A 22926-nucleotide genomic window follows, 5' to 3' on the forward strand; every position below is an offset into this window, starting at 1 on the left:
GGTCACCGCAGTTTGCGGACGCGCTCGGCCGGGCTGATCACGTCGGTCAGCCGGATGCCGAATTTTTCGTTGATGACGACCACTTCGCCGTGGGCGACCAGGGTGCCGTTGACGAACACGTCCAGCGGCTCGCCGGCGGCGCGGTCCAGTTCCACTACCGAGCCCTGGTTGAGCTGGAGCAGGTTGCGGATGCTGATCTTGGTACGACCCACTTCCATGGCCATCGTCACCGGCACATCGAGAATGACATCGAGGTTCACCTCGTTGCCCAGTCCCATGGTGCGGGCGAGGGAGGCGTCGGATGCGCCTTCGATGGAGTCGAGCGGGGAGGGTTCGTTCATGTCCGTTCCAGAAGTGATTTACCGGGATACGGAACGTAGAAAGCAAACGGCGTGCCATGCCTGAAAAGCGAAAGGAATCGTCAATTTTCCGTGTGCACTCAGTGCCTTGCCCATCCCTCTCCGGTCGCGGGCTACGACCGGAAAGTGACACTCGCCGGAAACCTGACGCTCGACGGCACTAAGACACCATGCCGGTCCATTGACGGCGTATCACGCCAGTACGGGCATCGGCTCGGTGGTGGTCACGGGCATGGCCCTGCCCTCGCCGCGCTTGCGCATCAGCGACTCGAACTGCACCGCCTTGTTGCCCCCGGAGTTGGCCATGCGGCCGCGGAAGATCGGCACGTCCTCGGCAAACACGGTGGCCGTTTCGGCCAACGAGATCGGAATGATGTCGCCCTTGCGCAGGTGCAGGAAGTCGCCGATGGTGAGGCGTGCCTCGGCCAGCATGGAGGTGATCTCCACCTCGGCGTCGAGGATTTCCTCGTGCAGGTTCTGGATCCAGCGCTCGTCGCGCTCCGCCCGGTCGCTCTGCACGCCCGCGTCCAGCAGTTCGCGGATCGGCTCGACCATCGAATAGGGCAAGGTCAGGTGCACTTCGCCGCCACCGCCATCCAGCTCGATGTGGAAGCGCGACACCACCACCGTCTCGGTGGGGCTGACGATATTGGCGAACTGCGGATTGATCTCCGAGTTGAGGAACTCGAACTGCATCTTCAGCACGGGCGCCCAGGCTTCCGCCATGGCCGTGAAGGCCTCGGCCAGCACGATCTGGATCACGCGGTTCTCGGTGGGCGTGAAGTCGCGGCCCTCGATGCGCGCGTGGTAGCGGCCGTCTCCGCCGAAGAAGTTGTCGATCACGGTGAACACCATGCGCGGCTCGAACACCATCAGGGCAGTGCCGCGCAGGGGTTTGATACGGATGAGGTTGAGGTTGCTGGGCACCGCGAGCGAATGCACGTACTCGTTGAACTTGGTCATCTTCACGCCCAGCACCGAGACTTCGCACGACTTGCGCAGCACGTTGAAGAGGTTGGCGCGGAAATAACGGGCGAAACGGTCGTTGACCATTTCCAGCGTGGGCAGGCGACCGCGGACGATGCGGTCCTGCTGGGTGAAATCGTAATCGTGGATACCACCGGGCGGCGGAAGCTCGACCTCGGTATCGACGGCCCCGCCTTCCACACCGGCCAGCAGCGCGTCGATTTCTTCCTGGGTGAGAATGTCGCTCATCGCCGTTGGCTTCCCGTCACTGCATGATGAAGCTGGTGAAGTAGACGGCATCCACACCCGGACGGCCGATCTTTTCCTTCAGCACGCGCTGGATTTCGGCCAGCGCGGCCGCCTGCAGCTTCTGCTTGCCCTTCACGTCGGAAAGGCTCTTGACGTCCTGCGCCGAGAACAGCATCAGCAGCGCGTTGCGGATCTCCGGATCGGCTTCCTTCGCGGCGGCGATCGCTTCCGGGTCGTGGGACATGACGTTGACGCCGATCTGCAGGAAGCGCAGCGCGTTCTCGTCCTGGAAATTGACCACGAAGGCCGGGTCCATCTGCAGGTAGACGGCCGGCTTGGCCTTGGCCGCTTCCGCGGCCGCCGCGGCGCCCGGCTTGCCGTGGCCGCCCTTCATCATGAACCAGCCACCGGCGCCACCGGCCGCCAGCACGACGATCGCGGCGATGACCAGCAACTTGCCCTTGCCCTTCTTTTTCTTCGGGGTGCCCTCGGGGGCGTCCTGTTCTACGTCGGCCATGCCTGAAAAACCTCTGTGGTGCGAATGCGGTGGAATCGTTGCCCGATGGGCCCGAGGGGCTTATTGCAAGCGACGTGCCAGCCGGGGTCAGGCGATGCGGCTAGCGGAAACCGCCCTGCGACGCGGCACGGGCGTCCGGGCGGTTCGCCGTGGCGCGTCGAAAGCTTGACGCGCGCCAATGCAATGCCGCCGAAGCGCCCTCAGGCGCGCTCGTCGACCAGGCCCCGCGACACGCGGGAGGTGGCCAGCACCGTGGCGACGGCAGGCTCGTCCGTTCCGCCCTGCCCGTTACCGCCGTCGCTCGTGCCCTGACGGCCCTGCCCGGCCTGCTGCTGGCCGACATCGGCCTGGCCCAGGGACAGGCCATGGTGGGCGAGCATGCTGTCCAGTTGCGACAGCGTCTGCTGCACGGCGTGCACGGCGGCCGGATGCTGGGCGAGGATGGCCACATTGACCTTGCCGCCCTCCATGCTCACGCGCACGTCCATGCTGCCGAGTTCTTCCGGGTGCAGCTTGATCCGGGCTTCCTTGATCTGGCCGCTGCCCATCCACGCGATCTGTTCGCCCAGTTCCTGCGCGAACTGCGGCGCGGTGGCGGCCTGCGTGGCCTGCACCTGGACCATGGCGCCATCCACGGGGGCCAGTCCCGGCGTATGCACCAGGGGCATGGGACTCGCGGTCGGATCGGATGCCACGTCGTCCTTGGCACCCGTGGTCACCGCCGCGCGGGCGGCGAGCAGCGTGGCCAGCGGCGATACCGCGACAGGCGATGCCGTGGCCGCAAGCACGCCGGACGAGGCCGAGGTATCGGTCGAGGTGAGCAGCGCCTTGGCGGCATCGCCGCCGGCCGGGGCCGGCACGCCATCAGCCAGCGGCAGGCCCATGGCCAGCGCACCGGCGGTCAGGTCGCCGGTCTTGCCGCCGGCGTCCTTGAGCGCGCCGAGTGTTTTCGTCGCCAGTTCCGTGACCTTGGGCGGTACACCGATCAGCGCAAGCATCGTCGTGGCGATGGAATGGTCGTCGTCGGAGGCGTCGTCTTTGTTCGGTTCGTCCTTCGCGGCCGTGGCGTCCTGCTTCGCGGCGGCCGACTTGTCGTCCGCCGCGGCGGTATGGGACGTGGCGCCGGCGTCGGCGTCCTTGTCGTCACCGGCGTCCTGCTTCGCCGTGCGCGCATCGTTCCTGTTGTCCGTACGCGCTGCCGCGCGGCCGGCATCCGCGTGCGGCGTGGCGTGCGTACTCGCATGGGCCTGCGCATGTACCTGCGCATGGGCATTGCCGAGCACCGCATCGAAGCGCTTCGACGGCGTCGTATCGTCCGTCGCCTTCGCCGAAGCGGACGAGGGTGCCTGGCTGACCGGGCGGGCGATATTGAGGGCGACGTTGGCGTTGTTCATGCGGTTCTTCCGGTAGGGTTCTTGCGGTATTGCGAGCGCTCGTCGGCTTGTTCCTGCTCGCGCCGGTCCTGCGACTTGCGCTCCTGCTCGCGGTATTTGACGGTGACCGAATCCAGCGCCTTGGCGCGTCCGCGCGCATCGGACCAGCCCTGCCGCGCATGCTCCAGCGCCTGCTCGCGTCGCTGCACCTCGCCCAGCTGCTGCACGATGGCCATGTCGATCTTCTGCAGGAACTGCTGGCGGTTGAGCAACGCGCTGACGCCGATGCCGTCGGGCATGGAGGCGTATTCGTTGCGATAACGACGCAACTCGACCAGTTGATGCTCGCTCTCGGCCAGCGCGCGCTGGTGCGAGGCGAGTACCCGCGTCGCTTCCTCCGCCTTCTCGGCCGCCAGGTCGACGACGGGCTGCAGGCGGTCGGCGCGCGACGCCATCAGCCGGCACTCGCGGCGTCGACCAGTTCCGCCTCGGCTTCGGCGAGGTTCACCGGCATGTCGGTTTCCTGCTGGAGGAACGCGGAAAGACGCGGATACAGGGCGATGGCCTCGTCCGTGCGGGGATCGCTGCCCTTCTGGTACGCGCCCACGGCGATCAGGTCGCGCTGCTGGCGATACGCGGAGTACACCTGGCGGAACCGCTGCGCCGAGCGCATGTGCTCCTTGCTGACCACCGCCGGCATGACGCGGCTGATGGAGGCCTCGATATCGATGGCCGGATAGTGGCCGGCCTCGGCCATGTCGCGCGACAGCACGATATGACCATCGAGGATGGCGCGGGCGGAGTCGGCGATGGGGTCGTGACGATAGTCGTCGCCTTCGGTTAGCACGGTGTAGAACGCGGTGATCGAGCCGATGCCCTCGGCATCGTTGCCCGCGCGCTCTACCAACGCGGGAAGCATGGCGAACACCGACGGCGGGTAGCCCTTGGTCGCTGGCGGTTCGCCGATGGCCAGGGCGATCTCGCGCTGCGCCTGGGCGTAACGCGTCAGCGAATCCATCAACAACAGCACGCGCTTGCCCTGGTCGCGGAAATGCTCGGCCACGGCGGTGGCCACCTGGGCGCCGCGCAGCCGGCTCAGCGGCGGCGCATCCGCCGGGGCGGCGACCACCACGGCGCGACGACGACCTTCCTCGCCCAGCGTGTGGTCGACGAATTCCTTGACCTCGCGACCGCGCTCGCCGATCAGACCAACCACGACGACGTCGGCATCGGTGAAGCGCGTCATCATGCCCATGAGGGTGGACTTGCCCACGCCGGAGCCGGCGAACAGGCCGATGCGCTGCCCGCGGCCCACGGTGAGCAGGGCATTGATGGCGCGCACGCCGACGTCGAGCGGTGTGTCGATCGGCCGGCGAAGCATCGGGTTGATGGGCGCACGACGCAGCGGCGCACGTTCACGGGCCAGCAACGGCCCCTGCCCGTCCAGCGGCACGCCATCCGGGCCGATGACGCGACCCAGCAGGGAGTCGCCCACCGGAATGCCGGAGATGGCGGCCACCGGGGTCACGCGCGCATTCGGCAGCACGCCGTGCATTTCGCCCGTGGGCATCAGCAGCAGGCGGCCGTCGGAGAAACCGACGACTTCGGTTTCCAGTTGCTTGCCGTCGGCCGACGAGACCATGCAGCGCGCGCCGACGGGCGCCTCGCAACCCACGGCCTCGAGTGTCAGGCCGACCACCCGGCGCAGCTTGCCTTCGGCCTGCATCGGGCGGACGCCCTCGGCGCTGGCACGCTGGGCAGCCAGCGATTCACGCCAGTGCGCGATACGGGAGGCGTTATGCGACTCGGCACTCATGCCGGCTCGTCCTGCGGTTCGTCCTGCGACTCGTCGGACGGAGCCCGACCGTCGAGCACGCTGTCGATCACGGCGGCCAGGCGCGTACGCACCCGTGCATCCAGACGCGAATGTTCGCTTTCCAGGCGTACGTCGCCGCGCTGGAGCGTGGCGTCGTCCACCACCGTGCCCTCATGGTCGGCCGACGCGCGGTGCTCGCGCACGATGGCGGCGTCCGCGGGGTTCAGATGGATCTTCAACTGGCGGCTGCCGGCCGGCAGCACGTCCACCGCCTGGCGGACTACCTCCAGGATGGTTTCCGGACGCGTGGCGATGTCGTGGCCGAGCACGCGCTCGGCGATGATCGTGGCCAGCATGGCGAGGTCGCCGGCCACATCGGCGTCCAGGTCGGCAAAGGGGCGCTCCACCGCGGCGAACAAGGCATCGAGGCGGGCAACCTGGGCTTCCAGTTCGCGCCGGGCCATCGCACGCCCTTCGTTGAGGCCGGCATTGAAGCCTTCCTCGCGCGCCTGGCGCTCGATCGATTCGATTTCGGCGACGGTGGGACGGTGCGGGCCTTCGTCTTCGGGTTCTGCCACCTCGTGCGGCACGGCGCCACCCACCAGGGGCAGCTCCCAGCGCTCGAACTGGTCGACGCGTTCGCGGGCGAGGATCGAGGTGAGGCTCATCAGACGAACTCTTCCCCGCCACCGGCGAGATTGATCTGGCCCGCGTCAGCCAGACGGCGCGCGGTGGCCAGCACTTCCTTCTGCGCCGCATCCACCTCGGAAAGACGGACCGGACCCTTGACCTCCAGGTCGTCGCGCAGCATGTCGGCGGCACGCTTGGACATGTTGGCGAAGATCTTCTCGCGGATGGCAACCTCGGCACCCTTGAGCGCCGTGATGAGACGGGCCGAGGGCACTTCCCGCAACAGCGTCTGCATGCTGCGGTCGTCCAGGTCGGCCAGGTCGTCGAAGACGAACATCAGCTCCTCGATACGCTCGCCCAGGCCGGAGTCGATGCCGCGGATGGAGGCCATCAGTTCGGCCTCGCGCGCGGTCTCCATCGCATTGAGGATGTCGGCCGCGGCCTTGAGTCCACCGACCGTGGACGACTTCAGCTTGTTGGAGTTGCCGGAGAACTGGCGCTCCATGATTTCGTCGAGCTCGTTCAGCGCATGCGGCTGCACGCCATCCAGCGTGGCGATACGCATCACCACGTCGCTGCGCGTGCGCGCGGGCAGGTAGCCGATCACCTCGGCGGCCTGGTCGGATTCGAGGTGTGCCATGACCAGCGCGATGATCTGCGGATGCTCCTGGCCGATCATTTCGGCGATGGCCCGGCTTTCCATCCACTTGAGGGATTCCAGTCCCTTGCTGCTGCGACCCAGCAGGATGCGGTCGATGAGGCCACCGGCTTTGTTCTCGCCCAGCACGTTGACCAGGATGCGACGGATGTATTCCTCGGTGCCCACACCGATGGAGGTGTGCTGGCCGACATCGTCCTGCAGCTTGGTCAGCACCAGTTCGACCTGCTCCTTGCTGACGTTTTTCAGGGCGGCCATGGCCGAGCCCACGGCCTGCACTTCACGGGCACCCAGGTGCTTGAGGATGGCGGCGGCGTCTTCCTCACCGAGCGTGAGCAGGAGGATCGCGGCCTTCTGGGCGCCGGTCAGGGGCTCTTTCGGATCAGCTGCCATCGTCGGATACCCAGCTCTTCACGACTTGCGCCACTTGTTTGGGGTTCTCGGCGGCCATGCGCTTGGCCAGGCCGACCTTCTGTTCGTAGGCCAGCAGCGCGGGCGAGCCCAGCTGCGGCGACGTGCTGACACGGTCGGGCGTCATGTCGTCGTCGTCCACCATGACCGACACCGTGGGCATCGGACCGGCGAGCGCGACGTTGTTCATCATAATCGGCGCGGGCTTCAGCAGGCCCTTGAGGATGGGCCGGAGGACGAAGAAGCCGACGATCAGCGCAATCATCACGCCCAGGCCCTGCTTGATCAGGTCGAGCATGCCGGGGCGCTCGTAGAACGGCGTGCCCTGCGGCTCTTCTTCCGCCACGGCGCCGCGGAAGGCCTCGTTGATGACGCTGACGCTGTCGCCGCGCGTCGCATTGAAGCCCACGGCGTTCTTGGTGAGTTCGGTCAGCCGGGTCAGTTCTTCCGGGGTGAATGGCACGCTGGTGGACTTGCCATCCTTACCCACCACCTGCTTGTTGTCGACGACCACAGCCACGGAGAGACGCGCGACCTTGCCGGCGGGATCGGTGACATGGCTGACCGTGCGGTCGAGTTCGTAGTTGCGCGTGGCGTTCTGCGTCTGCTGCGTCGGCGTGGCGGCCGCCTGCGTGCTGGCGTTCTGACCGCCCGGCTTGCCGTTGCCCGCCGCCGGATTGGCCGCCGTGGGATTGCCGCCAGTGTTGGGTGGCTGGTTGCTGAGCGCGCCCGGCACGCCGGCGTTGGCATTGGCATTGGGCTCGGTGCGCGTGTCGCTGCTGGTCTGCTCGCTGCGCAGGGCCGGGTTGTCGTGGTTGAACGTTTCGCTGGCCTTCTCCGTCTGGGAGAAATCCAGGTCGGCGAACACCTGCGCGCGCACCTTGCCCGCACCCACCAGCGGCGTGAGCAGGTCTTCGACGCGCTGCGTGTACGTGGATTCGATGCGGTTGGACAAGCGCAGGCGGCTGTCGCCGATGGCGGAGGCGCTGTCCGGATCGCTGACGGTGAGCAGGTTGCCGGTCTGGTCGATGACCGAGACTTGGCGGGTGTCCAGCTCCGGCACGCTGGCGGCGATCAGGTGGACGATCGCGGCCACCTGGCCCTGATCGAGCTGGCGCCCCGGATACAGCGACACCACCACCGACGCCGACGCCGGCTTGTTGTCGCGCACGAAGGCGGACGGCTTGGGCAGCGCGAGATGGACGCGGGCACCACGCACCGACTGCAAACCGGCGATGGTGTTGGAGAGGTCGGTCTCCAGCATGGACTGGTAACGCGACCTCTCGGCCATGTCGCTCATGCCGAACGGCGAATCGGCCTGTGGCAGGGCCGCGGCGGCGCTGCCCTGCGGCAGGCCCTGGCCGGCCAGCTTGAGACGCACGCCGGCGACATCGGCGGCGGGTACGAAGATCGAGCTGCCGTCGGTGCTCAGCGTATAGGGCGTGTTGCCCGCCTGCAGCGCCTGCGTGACCGCAGCGGCATCCTTCTGTTCCAGGCCGCCGTAAAGCAGCCCGTAGTTCGGTGCGCGCGACCACATGACGGCGGCGATGCCGATGGCCACCGCGCCGGCGATACCCGCGAGCATGAAGAGCTGCCGTGCCGCGGGCGTCTGCGACAGGGACTTCAATGAGTCCATGCGCCGTGACGCGTTGCTATCCGTGTTGGCTACGCCGTTATCTGCCATGGGGGAACCGGAATCCTGTGAGGTGACGCGTGCGGTGTGTGATCAGGACGATCAGACCGACATGTTCATGATTTCTTTGTACGCATCGACCATCTTGTTGCGCACTTCGGTCATGGCGCGGAACGAGAGATCGGCCTTCTGGCCCTGGATCATCACCTGCGCCAGATCGATACCCGGATCGCCACGTTCGAACGCGGAGGACATCTGCGCCGCCTTGGCCTGCGACTGCGACACGCCCTCGATGGACTGCTTGAGGACATCGCCGAACGAACCCTTTGCCGCCTGCCCCGTCTCGCCGACGCCGCGGATCGCGGGCATCTCGGTCTGCGCGCTGATGCGGCGCATCTGGAGCAGCAGGCTGTTCACATCGATCGTGGTCATGACGGTTTTCCAACGCGTTATCGGCTTACCGACACCCGATGCACGAGGTGTGCCAAGACGATGGAACTCAGCCGACCTGCACGGTCTCGGAAAGGCCGTACTTGCGCAGTTTCTCGACCAGGGTGGTGCGCTGGACGCGGAGCAGCTTGGCCGCATGCGCCACGACGCCGTTGGCCGAGTTGAGCGCCTGGCGGATCAGGCCGATCTCGATACCGGCGAGGTGGTCCTTGAGGTCGAGGCCGCCCTGCGGCAGCACCGCCGGATCCATCTCACCTGCGAAGCCGAAGGCTTCGGCCACCACCTCGGGCTCGGCTTCCATCATGGCGATCAGCGCGGCACCGGACACTTCCTCGATGGGCAGCGCGCCGCGGTATTTCTCCGGCAGGTCGGCGCCGCGCACCTCGCCCTGGGGCATCAGGATGGCCATGCGCTCCACCAGATTGGACAGCTCGCGGACGTTGCCGGGCCACGGATGGCGGCAGAGTGCCGCCATGGCGCTGGGCGCGAAGCGCACCGAGGTGAGGCCGCGCTGCACCAGCCGCTGGTTGAACTCGGTGATGAGGGCCGGCAGGTCTTCCAGGCGCTGGCGCAGCGGCGGCATTTCCAGCGGGAACACGCTGAGACGGTAGAAAAGGTCTTCACGGAAGCCGCCACGCTCGATCGCGCCTTCGAGGTCGCGATGGGTCGCGGCGATGATGCGCACGTCGCAGCGCTGCGGACGGTTGCCGCCGACGCGCTCGAACACGCGCTCCTGCAGGACGCGCAGCAGCTTCACCTGCATCGGCAGGCTCATGTCGCCAATCTCGTCGAGGAACAGCGTGCCACCCTCGGCCATCTCGAAGCGGCCCTTGCGGGTGCTGATCGCGCCGGTGAAGGCGCCCTTCTCGTGGCCGAACAGCTCGCTTTCCAGCAGCTCGGCGGGAATCGCGCCGCAGTTGATGGCGACAAACGGCTTGTCGCGGCGCGGCGAGCATTCGTGGATGGTGCGGGCGACCAGTTCCTTGCCGCTGCCCGACTCGCCCAGCACCAGCACGCTCGAATCGAACGGCGCCACCTGGCGGATCAGCGCGTTGACACGCTGCATCGGGCCCGACTGACCGACGAAACGAAGGTTGTTATTTACCGGCTGCATGCGCGCCTGCAGGGTACGCAGGGCTTCGGACAGGCGCTCGTAGCGCAGCGGCAGCTCGATCAACTCGATATGCTGGGTCTGTGCTTCGTCGCCGGCGGTCAGCGCGCTGGCCACCGGGGAGTCGGCGGACACCAGCAGCGGCAGGTTGCGGCCGTGACGGCCCAAGGCAGCGAGGTAGCCTTCCAGTTGGGCTTCGTCATCCACCGTGCCGACATAGGCGCCGCGCCAGCCGTCGGCGGCATCGGCCGCCTGCATGCGGCTGGCAAGCACCGGACGGTAGCCCAGGAACGCCAGCGCGGAGGCAGCGGCTTCCGCGCGGGAAGCGTCGGATTCGACGACGAGAAAGTTGGAAGACTTCACCTGGGATACCTCACGTTGCATGTGATCGAAGGCCCCTGACCGGGTTCGCGATGGAATCCCGTCGCCTTCGTTGCAAGGTATCAATCAAGGAGCGTGCCAACGTCGGAATTCCGGCGCTATCGGGCCTCAATCCATGTCCGGAAGGGGCGCCAGACGACGTGAGGAAACCCTTCATGTCGCGTGAGTAGCCCGTGAAGCGACGCACCAACGTCAGCCGTGACAACACGCGTCACGAATGTGACGCAGGACGCCACGCGACGTTCCAACGTCACGTGACGTAAAAGGTCACTTCACTCCCCTGAGCTGTCCTGGGGCCGTGCGTGGGCCCTGGCCTCGGCCACCTGCCGCCGGTGCTGGCGGAAAACCAGGCGCTCGATGCCATCCCGCACGGCCTCGGTGAGGCCGTCGAAGGCGACGAAGCCCTTGCCGTCTGTGGGACCGGCCATCCGCAGGCCAGGCAATTCCAGGGGCAGCGCCCGGCAGGCATCGAAGTGGAGCTTGAGCATGACGGGCGCGCCAACCGGCGGCAGTCCGTCCCAGGGCAGTGCGGCACCGGCGGCATTCACGCGGACGGGAATGCGCGGTGGAAGCCCGGCCTGCGGCAGCAGAAGGCGGTTGACGATTTCCATGAGGACATTGAGCTTGGCGTCCAGGCGAGCCACTTCCTGGGTCAGCGGGCTATCGTCCTCGCCGGTGTCGCTACGCCGGTCCATCAGGGCCGACACCGCCACCAGCACACTGGCGTTACGGTCGTTGATGAGGGCCAGTTCGGTGATGTCCGGCCGTTCGGCGGCCAGGCAGACGGCATGGAAGCGCGAGTCCCAGGCTACCCGGTCGGCAAAGGCCTTCCACGATTCGTCAGTCATCCGACCGCCCGCCATGCCATTGAGTAGGTCAGAACGAACTATACGCGGCAACGGCGCGGCGCACGCGGCGCGACTCGTCCCACTGCGCGGCGGTCTCGTCGCGCGCGGCGGTCACCAAGTCCTTGATGAGGCCGTCGAGGAGCATGATCGATTTCAGCGACTCGAGGGTTTCCGGCGCCGGACGCATGCTGCCCTGCATCAGCACGGGCTCACGCTCGGCTTCCAGGGCGGTCAGCACATCCCAGCGGCCTTCGCTGGCGGCCGCATGCATGGACTCGGTGAGGTCGAGCACGCGAGGCAGGTCGCACCACGTGGCGTCGGTCATGCGCCGGCCCCGGCCACCTGCCGCGCCTCGGCCGGGATGGCGACCCAGCTCGCACGGATCTGGCCGAGCAGCCGGGCCACCTCATCGAGGGCGTCCGGATCGCTATGCAGATTGGCGTGCAGGAGACGACGGCTCATATAGTCGTAAAGGGCGTCGAGCTGGCCCACCAGCGGCGAGTCGACATCGTGGTTCAGCCCCGACTGCAGGCCGCCGACGATCTCGATCGTTTTCGATATGGCCTCGCCTTTGCCCGCGACGTTGCCTGTGGCCATGCAGGCCTGCGCGAGCCGGATGCGCTCGAGGCCGCCATCCATAAGCAAGGTGATGAGGCCATGCGAATCGGCCTGCTCGAGCCCACCACCGGTGCGGATCTGCTGGTAAGCGCCAGCGCCGCGGGAGTATCCAAGTGCCATGTCGGTTTCCTGTCCTTATCAGGACGATTTGGACAGCGAATCGAACTGCTGCGTCAGAAAGCTGCTGGTGTTGCTGAGCTTGGTCATCATCGCGTCCAGCGCGCCGTACTGCGTGGTCAGCCGAGTCGTGTAGTCGCTGATGGTCCGGTCATAGGCGGTCTGCTGAGCGGTCAGATCCTTGATCTTCTGGTTCAGGTTGGTCGTACGCTGGGTCAGGATGCCGCTGGAGGACGTCCAGCCGGTGATCAGCGCGTCGAGCTTAGGCGCGATGCCGCTGCTGCCGCTGAGCAGTGCCTGGACGCCACCCGGATTGGTCGCCAGGGCGCCGGTCAGCTTGGTGGCGTCGTACTTCAGTGTGCCGTCCACCTGGAACTGGACGCCCAGGTCGCTCAGCGACCGCGGGCTGGCGGTGGCACCGGTGAGCTGTGAGCCGAGAAGCGTGGAGACCTGGTTCTTGATCGAGTTGATCGTAGCGTCGCCGATCAGGGCGCCGACCTGCTGGTTGGTCGCATCGTATTTGGTCAGCGTGCTGTACGTGGACACGAACGAGTTATAGGACGTGACCAGCGACTGCATCGCCGTGCTGACGGCGCTGGTGTCCGTCGCGATCGTGACACTACTGGTGCCGACCTTGGCCAGCGAAAGCGTGACCCCGTCAATCGCCACGCCCGTGGTATTGGTGGCGCTGCTGGCCGCGGTCCCGTCGATGGTGAACAGGGCATCCTGAGCCTTGATCGTCGGCGTGGACGTGCTGGGGTCGAAATTGAGCTTGGCCAGCCCGCCGTCGCCACCGCTGGACGTGACGGTGAAGGCGTTCGCCGCGCCGGTAGTCAGCGAGGTGAGCACGAGGTGGGCGCCATCGGTGCCGGTGACGATGGAGGCGCTGACGCCAGGGTTGCTCTTGGAGTTGTTGATCGCGTCGCGGACGTCCTGCAGCGTGTTCGCCGGCGCAGTGATGTCGACGCTCATGGACTTCGAGCCCACCGCGAGGGTGAGGGTGCCCGTACCCACCGCCGTCTTCGCATCGGTAAAGGCCACCGAGGTGGTCTTCTGCGATGCGGCGAGCTGGGTAACGTTGACGTTATAGACGCTGGGCTTAGCCGAGGCGTCGGCTGTAGCCGTAAGGATGGTGGAGTCGCCGACCGTGGTCTTCTGCGCCTTGAACGCAGTGCCGTCGCTCAGCGCCTTGATGGCGGACTGCAAGCTCGTCAGGGACGAGTTGAAATTGCCGATCGCCGAAATCTGGGTGGTGGTGCTGCTCTGCGCCGCGGCGATCTGTTTGTCTTTGGCCGCGCGCTTGTTGGCAACGAGGTTGTTGACGATCGAGGTGACGTCGATAGAGCTGGAGCCGATCGAGACGCTGGTTGAACCGGTGGCCATGAGACTCTCCGTGAAGACGCCTCACTGCCTGGGCGCCAATTTGCCGACGGCTGGCCCCTTTTTGGAGCCAGCCATGGACAACTAAGCAATTACCCTGCCAACCCCGGGATGACCCGGGGTGGCGGTGTCACCGCTGTTACTGGAGCAGCTTGGTGACGATCTGCTGGCTCTGGTTGGCCTGGGCGAGGACGGAGACACCGGCCTGCTGCAGGATCTGAGCCGAGGACATGTTCGCGGTTTCCTGGGCGAAGTCGGTGTCGGTGATGGCCGACTTCGACGAGCTCAGGTTCTGCGAGATGTTCTGCAGGTTGGAGATGGTCGACTCGAAGCGGTTCTGCACCGCGCCGAGGGTGGAGCGCAGGTCGGAGACCGACTGCAGCGCGGCATCGATGCGGTTGATCGTGTCGTTGGCGCCATCGACCGTCTTCACACTGGAATCGGCCAGGGTGGAGGTGGTCGAGACGGCGACAGTACCAGCGGTGAAGCCCGAGGCCGCTGCCTTGGTGCCGCCGACGGTGATGGCCGAGGAGGACGCGAACTTCAGCGAGCCATCGGTGGCGACATAGGCATTGATACCTTCGCCGGACTTCGAGTTGATCGCGTCGGCCATGTCCTGCGTGGACTTGAAGGTACCGGTGACACTGAATGCAGCGTTGCTGCCGACCTTCAGGGTCAGGTCGCCCGCAGCCAGCGTGATCGGCGTGGCATCGCCGACGGCGACGTCGGCCGTACCGGCCGTCGAGGTCGTGGTACCGAACAGCGCGGCGGCGCCTGCACCAGCGACGGTCGGCGACGTCGCACCGTTGGCCGTGTTGGTGAAGGTGAACGTACCACCCGTCTGGGTAGCCGACGCGCCGGAACCGTTGGCCGAAAGCTGGGTGTTGATCGCGGTGGCGAGGCCAGCGGCGTTGGTGTAGTTCTGGTTCAGCGTGACCGTCTGCCCATTGACCGAGAACGACGACGCGGTGGTCGAGAAGTCGAAGTTGGTCGTGGCCGAGCCAGCGACGGTCGTGCCCTTGGTACCGGCGACGGCGGCCGTGGCGACGAGCGGCGGGGTGGCGGAACCGGCGGCCAGCTGGCCGACCTGGTTGGACTTCATGCCCTGGTTGAGGCTGACGTTGATGACTTCACCGACGTTCGCGCCGACCTGGAAGCTGAGGTTCTGGGCGGAACCGTCCAGGACCTTCATGCCGTTGAAGTTGGTCTGCGTGGCGATACGCGTGACTTCCGAGAGGCGCTGCTGCACTTCGGCGTCGAGCGCGGCGCGATCCGACGAGGAGTTGGACGCGTTGGTGGACTGCACGGCCAGCTCGCGGATGCGCTGCAGGTTGTTCGTGACTTCGTCCAGAGCCGACTCAGTCGTCTGCGACAGCGAGATACCGTCGTTGGCATTCTGCACCGCGCGGTTCAGACCGTTGATCTGAGTGGTCATGCGGGTGGAGATGGCGAGGCCGGCGGCGTCGTCCTTCGCGCTGTTGATCTTGCTACCCGACGAGAGACGCTCGATGGCCGAAGACAGCTTGGTCTGCGTCATGCTCAGGTTACGCTGAGCGTTCATCGACATGATATTGGTGTTGATGGTCAGTGCCATGGGATTGATCCTTTTTAAGCGGAACCGAAATGCCGGAGGTTGTGCGGCGTAGTCCGGCGGGGTTCCGTGAAGGAAGCCTTCCGCCTCAGAGAGGTTTACGGCACGCCGGGAGGAAACTTGAGAGCTTTTTCTAACTGTCAACTACTTTCTTGCTTCGAGGGGCTCGGATGGTGACGCCCAGGCCCCTTCAGTCAATTTATCGGCAGCACCCCGAAAGGGTTTAGGACTGATCGACTGAAACCTTGTAAGTGGCATCGGCAGGCCACCCTGCCTCGACGCATACGCACGGTTTTACGGATGGAGCGATCGACTACTTCAGGTAATTGAACAGCGAGAGGTTCTGCATCTTCACGTAGGACTGCTGGGCGGCATCCAATGCCGTCTGCTGCTGCGTGTACTTACTGGCGGCGCTGGCATAGTCCAGGTCGTTCAGGTCCGAAAGCGTGCTGTCGTAGGACAACTTCACGTCCGAGCCGATGTCCGACTGCTGATCCAGCGTGTTCATGCGTGCGCCGATGCGGGTACGCGTGTTCATGAAATTCGTGGAGGCCTGGTCGAGGTTCTGCAGCTGCCCGTTGACCTGGTTGTTCATCGCCGCGCTGCCGCCTGGCGCTTCGAACGCCTGGATGATGCCCGCGATGGTTGAAAAGACGTCCTGCGAGGAGGACGGCCCTACGCTGAAGGAGTCGCCCGTCGCGGGCGTACCCGTGACATTGAGCTGCGCGCCCTTGAAGTTGATCGTGCCGACATCGCCCGTATACGTGCCCGTGGACAGCGCCGGCCCGGTCGGATTGGTGGCGTCATGCACTTCATACGTGGTGGCCGACGTGAAGTTGACCGAGTACTGGCCGCCATCCCACTGCGTGGCGTCGGTGACCGAGGTGGAGCCGACCACCGCCGTGCCCGTGTTGGCGGCCGCGGCCGAGGTCACGAAGGTGCCGTTACCGCCGCGGATCGCCATGAAGACGTCGTCGCCGCTGTCGCCGGTGGCGACCTGCAGGCCGGCGGCCGCGGCCACCATGCGCTGGGTCTGGTCGCCGCCGTAGCTGACCGACAAGCCGTCGATCGTAAAAGGCTGTGTGGTGGTGCGGCTGCCGGCGAAGACGTATTCGCCCTGCCCGTCCTTGGTATTGCCCAGTGCCACGAGCTGGTTGAGCGTCTGCCGCAGTTCAGTAGCGATCGACTGCCGGGACTGGTCGGTCTGTGTGCCGTTGACGCCCTGCAAGGTGAGGGTGCGCACGCGATCGAGGATGTTGCCGGCGGACGACAGCGCGGTTTCTTCCGTCGACAGTCGCGTCGTGGCCGAGTTGATGTTGCGCGTGTACTGGTCGTTCTGCGCGCTGGCCGCACTGATGTCCACGGAGCGCGCGGCGGCGGCCGGGTTGTCGGCCGGCGACTGGATGGCCTTGCCGTTGCCCAGCGCGAGCTGCGTCTGCGACAGCTGGTACTGCCGGTCCAGCATGCTGTTGACGGACTGCTGGGCACCCCATGACGTCGAAATACGCATCAGTTTCTCACCGCGCTCAGGAGGGACTGGAAAATGGTGTTCGCCGTGGTGATCACCTGGGCGGACGCGGAGTAGGCCTGCTGGAAACGCAGGAGATTGGCGGCTTCCTCGTCCATGTTGACGCCGGACAGGCTCTGTTGCGACGCCGTGGCCTGGTCGAGGATGCTCTGCTGCGCGGACAGCGCCGTGTTGGCCTGCGAACCGGCCGTACCCACCTGCGCGATCAACTGGCTATACGACTTGCCCACCGTGGTCACGCCGTTGTCGAGGATGCCCTTGTTGGCGACGTTCGCCAACGCCAGCGCGTTGCCGTTGTCGCCGCTGGCCGTGCCGGCGGGCTTCACGCTAAACGTATCGTTAGCGGCCGGCACGCCGGAAAGCTTTAGCGTCCAGCCATTGCCGGTGATGGTGTCACCGGAGGCGTAGGTCTGCGCGGCGCCGCCGTTGACGGTATAGGTGGTGGGCGACGTGAACACGATGCTGGCCGGCGTGTTGAACGCCGGATTGGCGACATCGGTAACGGTGAGGTTGCCCAGCGTCGCCTTGCCCGTGTTGGACGCGCCCTTGAGGGCGGCGAGCGGGCCGGAGGCGGCGATCTTGCTGGTATCGCTGATCGCCACGCTCATGGACGACGCGGCATTGCGGGTCGGCTGGATCTGGAAGGAATCGCCGGCCACCGCGCCCGCGCCGACCACCATCGACAGGCCACCGATCTTGAACGGATCGGTGGCCGATCCTGTGCCGGTCATCGGCACCGTGGCGCCGGCCGTCGTCGATGCCGTCCACTGGGCGCCATCGAAGCGCAGCACGTAGTCGGAGGCATCGAGTTTGGACGGATCGGCGACGGTAGCGGTGATCGAACCGGTGCCCTTGTTCGCCGTGCTGTTGTAGACAGCCGGATTGGCGATCGTGAAGAAGTTGCCGCCGGCTGCGCCGTTGAGGTCGATGCCTTGCGCGTGCTGCTGGTTGAAGGCAGCGGTCATGGCGATGGCGGAGCGACCGAGCTGGTTGCGCGCCGGGTCGAGAACATTGGTGCGGAAGTCGAACGTGGCACCCAGGGAGCCCGAGCCGAGCTGGCTGCTGATCACCGAGCCGCCGGGGCCGGTCACTTCCAGCCGGGAAGAATCGTAGACGTTGGCCGCCGTGGACAGCTGGGCGGAATCGGTGCCGTTGACCAGCGACAGCCCGTTACCCACCGTTACGGTGACCATGTGGTTGTCGTTCTGGGTGACGCTGACGCCGACCAGCTGCGACAGTTGGGAAACCGCCTGGTCACGCGCGTCAAGCAGGTCGTTCGGCACCGCGCCGCCCGCATAGCCCTGCTGGATCTGCCCGTTGAGGCCGGCGATGCTCTTGGTCAGCGCGTTGATCGAATCCACCGCATTGCTTATCTGCGCGTTGCTTTGCTGATCGAGCTGCTGGAACTGCGAGGACAGCGAACGGAAGGTCGACACCAGCGTGCTGGCCTTGCCCAGCAGCGCCTGCCGGCTGGCGGTATCCACCGGCGCGTTGGCGACGTCACTGACCGCGCCGAAGAAGCCGTCCAGCGCCGTCTGCAGGTTGGCCGAGCCGCTGACCACGTTATTGACCGACGCCGTGAGCGTGGCGTACTGCGACGCGCGCGACTGGCCCGAGTTGGCCGACCACATGGACTGGGTGAGGAACTGGCTATAGGCGCGCTGCACGCTGACCGCATCGGCGCCCTGGCCGACGTAGAAGCCGCCGTTGTATTCCGGCGTGCGCGCATTGAACGACGTCGTCTGCCGCGTGTACCCCGCGGTGTTGACGTTGCTGATGTTGTGTCCGACGGTGGAAAGGCCCACTTGCGAGGCAAGCAGTCCTGAAACACCTGTGGAGAGCAGATCGGCCATCGTTGCGTTCCTTCCTTACAGTTCGGCGGCGATATGTTCGAGGGCGGCCAGTGCCTGCTTCATCACCGGCCCGTTGGCGATGGCGGCAAGCTTCTGGGCGTAGCTGGGATCGGTGGCGTAACCGCCGTCGACCAGCGCCTTGGCGAACCCTTTGACGTCGTCACCCCGGCCCACCGCGTCCGCATAGCGTGGGCTGTTCGCGACCATATCGGCGTAGTCCTTGAACGAATCCGACGGTGAGTCATAGGCGCGGAAGCTGTCCTTCTTGCGCACGGCCACACCGTTTTCGTATTCGAGGGTGGGCACGTTGACGCGCTTGCCGTCCCAGCTGCTGCCGGCCTTGATACCGAACATGTTGAAGCTGGTGGTGCTGCCCTGCGCGGGCATGTGCTTGCCCCAGCCGGTTTCCAGCGCCGCCTGGGCCAGCAGCGCGCGTACCGACACCCCGAGCTTCTTCGCCGCCTCGATGGCATGCGGCGCCAGCTTCTGCACGAATTCCTCCGGCGAGCCGATGGTCAGCTTGCCGACCGCGCTGGCCACGGCGCTGGCGCCGTCACCCACCGCCTTGCCGGCGCTGCCCAGGATGCGCTCCAGGGAGTTCATCAACCCGCTGTCCTGATCGGACTTGGACGACACGGCGTCAGCCGTGCTGGCCACGCCCGTGACACCCGCGAACAGCGTGTTGTCGCTGGAGCCACCCTGGGCCGACTGCGCGCCGCCGAGCTGACGGATCAGCATGTCGGCGATGCCGATGCCCTTGCCCTGGGACAGGGTGACCGACAGCTGCTTGTCGAACATGTCGCGGTAGGCGCTGCCCGCCTGCGAGCCCATGATGTCGTCGCCCATCGCCGAACTGGCGTCGCGCATGGACTTCAGCATCATCTGGGTGAAGATCGATTCGAACTGCTTGGCGACGACCGGCAACGCCGACGCCTGGTCCTTCTGCGCGGCCGAACGCAGGCCCGCGAACCCGGACATATCCGTGTAGGTGCCAAGCTTCAGGTTGTCGGCCGCGTTTACCATGTCAGATCACCACCAATTCAGCGTGCAGGGCGCCGGATTCTTTCAGCGCCTGCAGGATGGAAATGAGGTCGCTCGGCGATGCGCCGACCTGGTTGACGGCCCGCACGATGGCGTCGAGGCTGGTGCCCGGGCCGAACTTGAACATGTGCCCGCCGTCTTCGCTGACGGCCACCTGGCTGCTCGGCACCACGGCCGTCTGGCCGCGGCTGAACGCGCCCGGCTGGCTGACCTGAGGCTGTTCGCTGATGGTCACCTGGATGGAGCCGTGGGCCACGGCTGCGGCACCCACCTTCACGTCGGAACCGATTACCACCGTGCCGGTGCGCGAGTTGATGATGATCCGTGCCGGCGCGTCGCCCGGGGTCACTTCCAGGGACTGGATGGTGGACAACCAGGCCACGCGCTGCGAGGGATCGATCGGCGCGCGCACCGCGACGGAGCCGGAATCCATGGCGTTGGCCGTGCCGGCGCCGAAGTTCTGGTTGACCGCCTGGGCGATGCGCGCCGCGGTGGTGAAGTCGGCCGTGTTGAGGTTGAGCATGAGGTCGCCGCCCTTGTCGAAGGACGAGGCCACGCTGCGCTCGATGCTGGCGCCACCCGGAATGCGACCGCTGGAGGAGATGTTGACCTGGACGCTGGAGCCGCTTTTGCCCTGGGCACTGACACCACCGACGATGACACTGCCCTGCGCGATGGCATAGACCTGACCGTCGGCGCCCTTGAGCGGCGACATCAGCAGCTGGCCGCCACGGATGCTCTTGGCGTTGGCGATGGAGGCCACGGTGACGTCGATACGCTGGCCCGGCTTGGCGAACGGCGGCAGGTCGGCCGTGATGGTGACCGCCGCGGCGTTCTTCAGCTGCGGGCGTACGTTGGCCGGCACGTTGACGCCGAACTGCTGGAGCATGTTTTCCAGGCTTTGCGTGGTAAAGGGCGCCTGGCTGGTCTGGTCGCCGCTGCCGTCCAGGCCCACCACCAGGCCGTAGCCGATCAGCTGGTTGCTGCGCACGCCGCCCACCTGCACCAGGTCGCGGATGCGATCGGCGTGGGCGGGCAGCACGGCGCCGAGCGCCAGCACGATGGCGGCGCTGCGCACGAAGGTGAGAAAGCGCGGCACGGCTTTCATCAGAACGGCATCCACTTGGAATCGAAGAACCGCGACAGCCAGCCGCGCGTGTTCGAATCCGCCAGCGTGCCCTTGCCCACGTATTCGATGCGGGCGTCGGCCACGCGGCTGGAGGCGACGATGTTGTCGTTGCCGATGTCCTGCGGGCGCACGATGCCGGAGATGCGGACCAGTTCCTCACCCTGGTTGATCGTCAGCCATTTCTCACCACGCACCACCAGCGCGCCGTTGGACAAGCGCTGCGCCACGGTGACGGTGATCTCGCCGGTGAGCTGGTTGCTCTGCTCGCTGGAACCGTCGCCGGTGAAGGCGTTGTTGCTGGCGAGCGAGCTGTCGGCGCTGTTGCCGCCGATGCGCAGGCCCTGGCCCAGCAGGGTGGGCGAGGTGATGGTGTTGCCGTTCTTCTTGCTGGTGTTGGTCTTGGCCTTCTTGCTGGCCTGGGTGGATTCCACCAGCGTGATGGTCAGGATGTCGCCGATGCGATGCGCACGCGGGTCGGCGAACAGTTCCATCGACTGCTGGTCGGCATAGATCGAGCCCGTGGCGCGCGGCTGCGCGGTCGGGTCTTCCGGCAGCGTGGCGGCGTACATCGGCCGCGGCGTGGGCGGCACGATGGCGCAGCCACCCAGGAGGGCCAGCGGCAGCGCGGCGGAGAAAACACGGGCGAAGGTGCGATTCATGACGTGTCTCAGGTCTTGTTCGTGATGGTCTGGAGCATCTGATCGGATGCGGTGATCGCCTTCGAATTCATCTCGTAGGCGCGCTGTGTCTCGATCATGTTCACCATCTCCTCGACGACGTTGACGTTCGAGGTTTCGAGACTGTTCTGGTTGAGCGTGCCCAGCCCATTGAGGCCGGCGGTGCCGGTCTGCGGCGCACCGCTGGACGCGGTTTCCACGTAGAGGTTGTCGCCCTTGGGCTGGAGGCCGGCGGGGTTGACGAAGTCGGCCAGCTGGATCGTGCCGATGTTCTGCGCGGCGGCGGAGCCCTGCACGGTGACGCTCACGGTGCCGTCGGTGCCGATGGTCACGGTGGAGGCGTTGGCCGGAATGGTGATGGACGGCTCCAGCGGGTAACCGTCGTTGGTGACCATCTGGCCGTCCTGGTCGCGCTTGAGCGAGCCGTCACGGGTATACCCGACCGTGCCGTCGGGCAAGGTCACCTGGAGGAAGCCGCGGCCATCGATGCGCACGTCCAGCGGGTTGTCGGTCTGCTGCACGCCGCCCTGCTCGAACATCTTCTGGGTGCCCACCACGCGCACACCGGTGCCGATCATGAAGCCCGTGGGCGACTGCGTCTGCTCGGTGGTCTGGGCGCCGGCCTGGCCACGGTTCTGGTAGGACAGATCTTCGAACTCGGCGCGGGCGCGCTTGAAGCCCGTGGTGTTGGTGTTGGCCAGGTTGTTGGAGACGACGTCCATCTTCGTCTGCTGAGCGTCGAGGCCGGTCTTGGCGATCCAGAGGGACGTGAACATCGTTGACTCCTGCGCGTTGGCGCTCTACATACCGGCGACGGTTTTGCGTCGCCTGGTGGGGGTTAACCCACCTGTAGCAATTTCGATGCCGACTGGGCGTTTTCGTCCGCCGTCTTGATCGATCGGACCTGCATTTCGAATTCGCGGGACAGGGAAATCATCTTCACCAGCACGTCGGAGGGGTTGACGTTGCTGGATTCCAGGGTGCCGTTGACCACCTTGACGTTGGCGTCGGCCGGCGCCTGGGAGCCGTCTTTCATGTGCATCAGGCCGTCGCTGGCATAGGTCAGCTGGTCGTTGCCCGGATTGACCAGCTTGATCCGGTCCGTGGTAGCCACCGTGGCCGGGCTTTCACCCAGCGGCACGACGGAAATCGTGCCATCCGAGCCGATCTTCACGCTGGTGGACTGCGGGATGGTGATCGGGCCGCCGCCGCCGAGGACGGCATTGCCGCGCATGTCCGTCAACAATCCGTCGGCGTCCACGCGGAGGTTGCCCGCCCGCGTGTAGCCTTCGGTGCCGTCCGGGGTCTGCACGGCGATCCAGCCGTCGCCCTGCACCGAGATGTCGAGGTCGTTGCCGGTGTGCATCTGCTGACCGGCCGTGGTGTCCCAGCCCGTGCCCTGGGCGACGCCGTTGATCCGCGTCTGCAGGCCGTCGCCCTTCACGGGCATGCTCTGGAACGCCGACAGCTCGGCCTTGAAGCCGGCCGTGTTGGCATTGGCCAGGTTGTGCGCCACTTCGGCCTGGGCCCGCATGATCTGCGAGGCCCCGGTCATGGCGACATAGACGGAACGATCCATGGCTTAGGCCC

Annotated in this window: 23 protein-coding genes; all 23 read right to left on the reverse strand. The window is 66.2% G+C overall.

The window, feature by feature from the left end; translation table 11 throughout:
* Positions 1-2: 2 nt before the first annotated feature.
* The 23 genes from fliN to flgF all read right to left on the reverse strand — a co-directional run bounded on the left by fliN (position 3) and on the right by flgF (position 22915).
* On the reverse strand, positions 3-278 hold the full coding sequence (fliN, locus tag FA89_RS00260) for a flagellar motor switch protein FliN (RefSeq protein ID WP_240003940.1): 276 nt from the start codon (positions 276-278) through the stop codon (positions 3-5).
* Between the two features lie 273 nt (positions 279-551).
* Positions 552-1574, reverse strand: a complete 1023-nt coding sequence (gene fliM, locus FA89_RS00265) for a flagellar motor switch protein FliM (RefSeq protein WP_051938422.1) — start codon at positions 1572-1574, stop codon at positions 552-554.
* 16 nt (positions 1575-1590) lie between these two features.
* Entirely contained in the window at positions 1591-2091 is a 501-nt protein-coding gene (locus tag FA89_RS00270; RefSeq protein ID WP_036137000.1) for a flagellar basal body-associated FliL family protein, read from the reverse strand.
* Between the two features lie 200 nt (positions 2092-2291).
* Positions 2292-3485 (reverse strand): flagellar hook-length control protein FliK, encoded by a 1194-nt coding sequence (locus tag FA89_RS00275; RefSeq protein WP_036137002.1) that lies wholly within the window; start codon positions 3483-3485, stop codon positions 2292-2294.
* The gene (fliJ, locus tag FA89_RS00280; protein WP_036137004.1) at positions 3482-3919 is read right to left on the reverse strand and encodes a flagellar export protein FliJ; all 438 of its coding nucleotides are present in this window, start codon (positions 3917-3919) and stop codon (positions 3482-3484) included. Before fliJ ends, FA89_RS00275 begins: the two co-directional genes overlap by 4 nt.
* Positions 3919-5280, reverse strand: coding sequence for a flagellar protein export ATPase FliI (gene fliI, locus FA89_RS00285; protein ID WP_036137006.1), 1362 nt, complete (start codon positions 5278-5280; stop codon positions 3919-3921). Before fliI ends, fliJ begins: the two co-directional genes overlap by 1 nt.
* Positions 5277-5948 (reverse strand): FliH/SctL family protein, encoded by a 672-nt coding sequence (locus FA89_RS00290; RefSeq protein ID WP_051938423.1) that lies wholly within the window; start codon positions 5946-5948, stop codon positions 5277-5279. Before FA89_RS00290 ends, fliI begins: the two co-directional genes overlap by 4 nt.
* On the reverse strand, positions 5948-6937 hold the full coding sequence (gene fliG / locus FA89_RS00295; protein ID WP_221174347.1) for a flagellar motor switch protein FliG: 990 nt from the start codon (positions 6935-6937) through the stop codon (positions 5948-5950). Before fliG ends, FA89_RS00290 begins: the two co-directional genes overlap by 1 nt.
* Before the next feature lie 13 nt (positions 6938-6950).
* The gene (gene fliF / locus FA89_RS00300) at positions 6951-8663 is read right to left on the reverse strand and encodes a flagellar basal-body MS-ring/collar protein FliF (RefSeq protein WP_036137012.1); all 1713 of its coding nucleotides are present in this window, start codon (positions 8661-8663) and stop codon (positions 6951-6953) included.
* Positions 8664-8714: 51 nt separating this feature from the next.
* On the reverse strand, positions 8715-9044 hold the full coding sequence (gene fliE, locus FA89_RS00305; protein WP_036137015.1) for a flagellar hook-basal body complex protein FliE: 330 nt from the start codon (positions 9042-9044) through the stop codon (positions 8715-8717).
* A gap of 67 nt (positions 9045-9111) precedes the next feature.
* The gene (locus FA89_RS00310) at positions 9112-10536 is read right to left on the reverse strand and encodes a sigma-54 interaction domain-containing protein (protein ID WP_036143313.1); all 1425 of its coding nucleotides are present in this window, start codon (positions 10534-10536) and stop codon (positions 9112-9114) included.
* Between the two features lie 290 nt (positions 10537-10826).
* Positions 10827-11402: a PilZ domain-containing protein gene (locus FA89_RS00315; RefSeq protein ID WP_051938424.1), complete on the reverse strand. Its 576-nt coding sequence runs from the start codon at positions 11400-11402 to the stop codon at positions 10827-10829.
* Positions 11403-11430: 28 nt separating this feature from the next.
* Entirely contained in the window at positions 11431-11727 is a 297-nt protein-coding gene (locus tag FA89_RS00320) for a flagellar protein FliT (RefSeq protein ID WP_051938425.1), read from the reverse strand.
* Entirely contained in the window at positions 11724-12140 is a 417-nt protein-coding gene (gene fliS / locus FA89_RS00325; protein WP_036137018.1) for a flagellar export chaperone FliS, read from the reverse strand. The genes FA89_RS00320 and fliS overlap by 4 nt, the downstream gene beginning before the upstream one ends.
* A gap of 18 nt (positions 12141-12158) precedes the next feature.
* On the reverse strand, positions 12159-13520 hold the full coding sequence (gene fliD / locus FA89_RS00330) for a flagellar filament capping protein FliD (protein ID WP_036137021.1): 1362 nt from the start codon (positions 13518-13520) through the stop codon (positions 12159-12161).
* 136 nt (positions 13521-13656) lie between these two features.
* Positions 13657-15111, reverse strand: a complete 1455-nt coding sequence (locus tag FA89_RS00335; RefSeq protein WP_036137024.1) for a flagellin N-terminal helical domain-containing protein — start codon at positions 15109-15111, stop codon at positions 13657-13659.
* Positions 15112-15421: 310 nt separating this feature from the next.
* Positions 15422-16618: a flagellar hook-associated protein FlgL gene (gene flgL / locus FA89_RS00340; RefSeq protein WP_036137027.1), complete on the reverse strand. Its 1197-nt coding sequence runs from the start codon at positions 16616-16618 to the stop codon at positions 15422-15424.
* A complete protein-coding gene (gene flgK / locus FA89_RS00345) occupies positions 16618-18489 on the reverse strand; it encodes a flagellar hook-associated protein FlgK (protein WP_036137029.1) in 1872 nt (623 codons plus the stop codon). Before flgK ends, flgL begins: the two co-directional genes overlap by 1 nt.
* Positions 18490-18504: 15 nt before the next feature.
* Complete coding sequence (flgJ, locus tag FA89_RS00350) at positions 18505-19512, reverse strand: flagellar assembly peptidoglycan hydrolase FlgJ (RefSeq protein WP_036137030.1); 1008 nt, start codon at positions 19510-19512, stop codon at positions 18505-18507.
* A 1-nt stretch (position 19513) separates the two neighbouring features.
* Positions 19514-20638 (reverse strand): flagellar basal body P-ring protein FlgI, encoded by a 1125-nt coding sequence (locus FA89_RS00355; protein WP_081916289.1) that lies wholly within the window; start codon positions 20636-20638, stop codon positions 19514-19516.
* Entirely contained in the window at positions 20638-21318 is a 681-nt protein-coding gene (gene flgH / locus FA89_RS00360; RefSeq protein WP_051938426.1) for a flagellar basal body L-ring protein FlgH, read from the reverse strand. The genes FA89_RS00355 and flgH overlap by 1 nt, the downstream gene beginning before the upstream one ends.
* A gap of 8 nt (positions 21319-21326) precedes the next feature.
* Positions 21327-22112, reverse strand: a complete 786-nt coding sequence (flgG, locus tag FA89_RS00365; RefSeq protein WP_036137032.1) for a flagellar basal-body rod protein FlgG — start codon at positions 22110-22112, stop codon at positions 21327-21329.
* A 62-nt stretch (positions 22113-22174) separates the two neighbouring features.
* On the reverse strand, positions 22175-22915 hold the full coding sequence (gene flgF, locus FA89_RS00370; protein ID WP_036137034.1) for a flagellar basal-body rod protein FlgF: 741 nt from the start codon (positions 22913-22915) through the stop codon (positions 22175-22177).
* Positions 22916-22926 lie beyond the last annotated feature (11 nt).

The organism is Luteibacter sp. 9135 (assembly GCF_000745005.1).
GTDB lineage: Bacteria > Pseudomonadota > Gammaproteobacteria > Xanthomonadales > Rhodanobacteraceae > Luteibacter.

Bases quoted from the DNA above. Each gene is read 5' to 3' on its own strand.
- fliN (WP_240003940.1), bottom strand. From the start codon at position 278: ATGGGACTGGGCAACGAGGTGAACCTCGATGTCATTCTCGATGTGCCG.
- fliM (WP_051938422.1), bottom strand. From the start codon at position 1,574: ATGAGCGACATTCTCACCCAGGAAGAAATCGACGCGCTGCTGGCCGGT.
- FA89_RS00270 (WP_036137000.1), bottom strand. From the start codon at position 2,091: ATGGCCGACGTAGAACAGGACGCCCCCGAGGGCACCCCGAAGAAAAAG.
- FA89_RS00275 (WP_036137002.1), bottom strand. From the start codon at position 3,485: ATGAACAACGCCAACGTCGCCCTCAATATCGCCCGCCCGGTCAGCCAG.
- fliJ (WP_036137004.1), bottom strand. From the start codon at position 3,919: ATGGCGTCGCGCGCCGACCGCCTGCAGCCCGTCGTCGACCTGGCGGCC.
- fliI (WP_036137006.1), bottom strand. From the start codon at position 5,280: ATGAGTGCCGAGTCGCATAACGCCTCCCGTATCGCGCACTGGCGTGAA.
- FA89_RS00290 (WP_051938423.1), bottom strand. From the start codon at position 5,948: ATGAGCCTCACCTCGATCCTCGCCCGCGAACGCGTCGACCAGTTCGAG.
- fliF (WP_036137012.1), bottom strand. From the start codon at position 8,663: ATGGCAGATAACGGCGTAGCCAACACGGATAGCAACGCGTCACGGCGC.
- fliE (WP_036137015.1), bottom strand. From the start codon at position 9,044: ATGACCACGATCGATGTGAACAGCCTGCTGCTCCAGATGCGCCGCATC.
- FA89_RS00315 (WP_051938424.1), bottom strand. From the start codon at position 11,402: ATGACTGACGAATCGTGGAAGGCCTTTGCCGACCGGGTAGCCTGGGAC.
- FA89_RS00320 (WP_051938425.1), bottom strand. From the start codon at position 11,727: ATGACCGACGCCACGTGGTGCGACCTGCCTCGCGTGCTCGACCTCACC.
- fliS (WP_036137018.1), bottom strand. From the start codon at position 12,140: ATGGCACTTGGATACTCCCGCGGCGCTGGCGCTTACCAGCAGATCCGC.
- fliD (WP_036137021.1), bottom strand. From the start codon at position 13,520: ATGGCCACCGGTTCAACCAGCGTCTCGATCGGCTCCAGCTCTATCGAC.
- FA89_RS00335 (WP_036137024.1), bottom strand. From the start codon at position 15,111: ATGGCACTGACCATCAACACCAATATCATGTCGATGAACGCTCAGCGT.
- flgL (WP_036137027.1), bottom strand. From the start codon at position 16,618: ATGCGTATTTCGACGTCATGGGGTGCCCAGCAGTCCGTCAACAGCATG.
- flgK (WP_036137029.1), bottom strand. From the start codon at position 18,489: ATGGCCGATCTGCTCTCCACAGGTGTTTCAGGACTGCTTGCCTCGCAA.
- flgJ (WP_036137030.1), bottom strand. From the start codon at position 19,512: ATGGTAAACGCGGCCGACAACCTGAAGCTTGGCACCTACACGGATATG.
- FA89_RS00355 (WP_081916289.1), bottom strand. From the start codon at position 20,638: ATGAAAGCCGTGCCGCGCTTTCTCACCTTCGTGCGCAGCGCCGCCATC.
- flgH (WP_051938426.1), bottom strand. From the start codon at position 21,318: ATGAATCGCACCTTCGCCCGTGTTTTCTCCGCCGCGCTGCCGCTGGCC.
- flgG (WP_036137032.1), bottom strand. From the start codon at position 22,112: ATGTTCACGTCCCTCTGGATCGCCAAGACCGGCCTCGACGCTCAGCAG.
- flgF (WP_036137034.1), bottom strand. From the start codon at position 22,915: ATGGATCGTTCCGTCTATGTCGCCATGACCGGGGCCTCGCAGATCATG.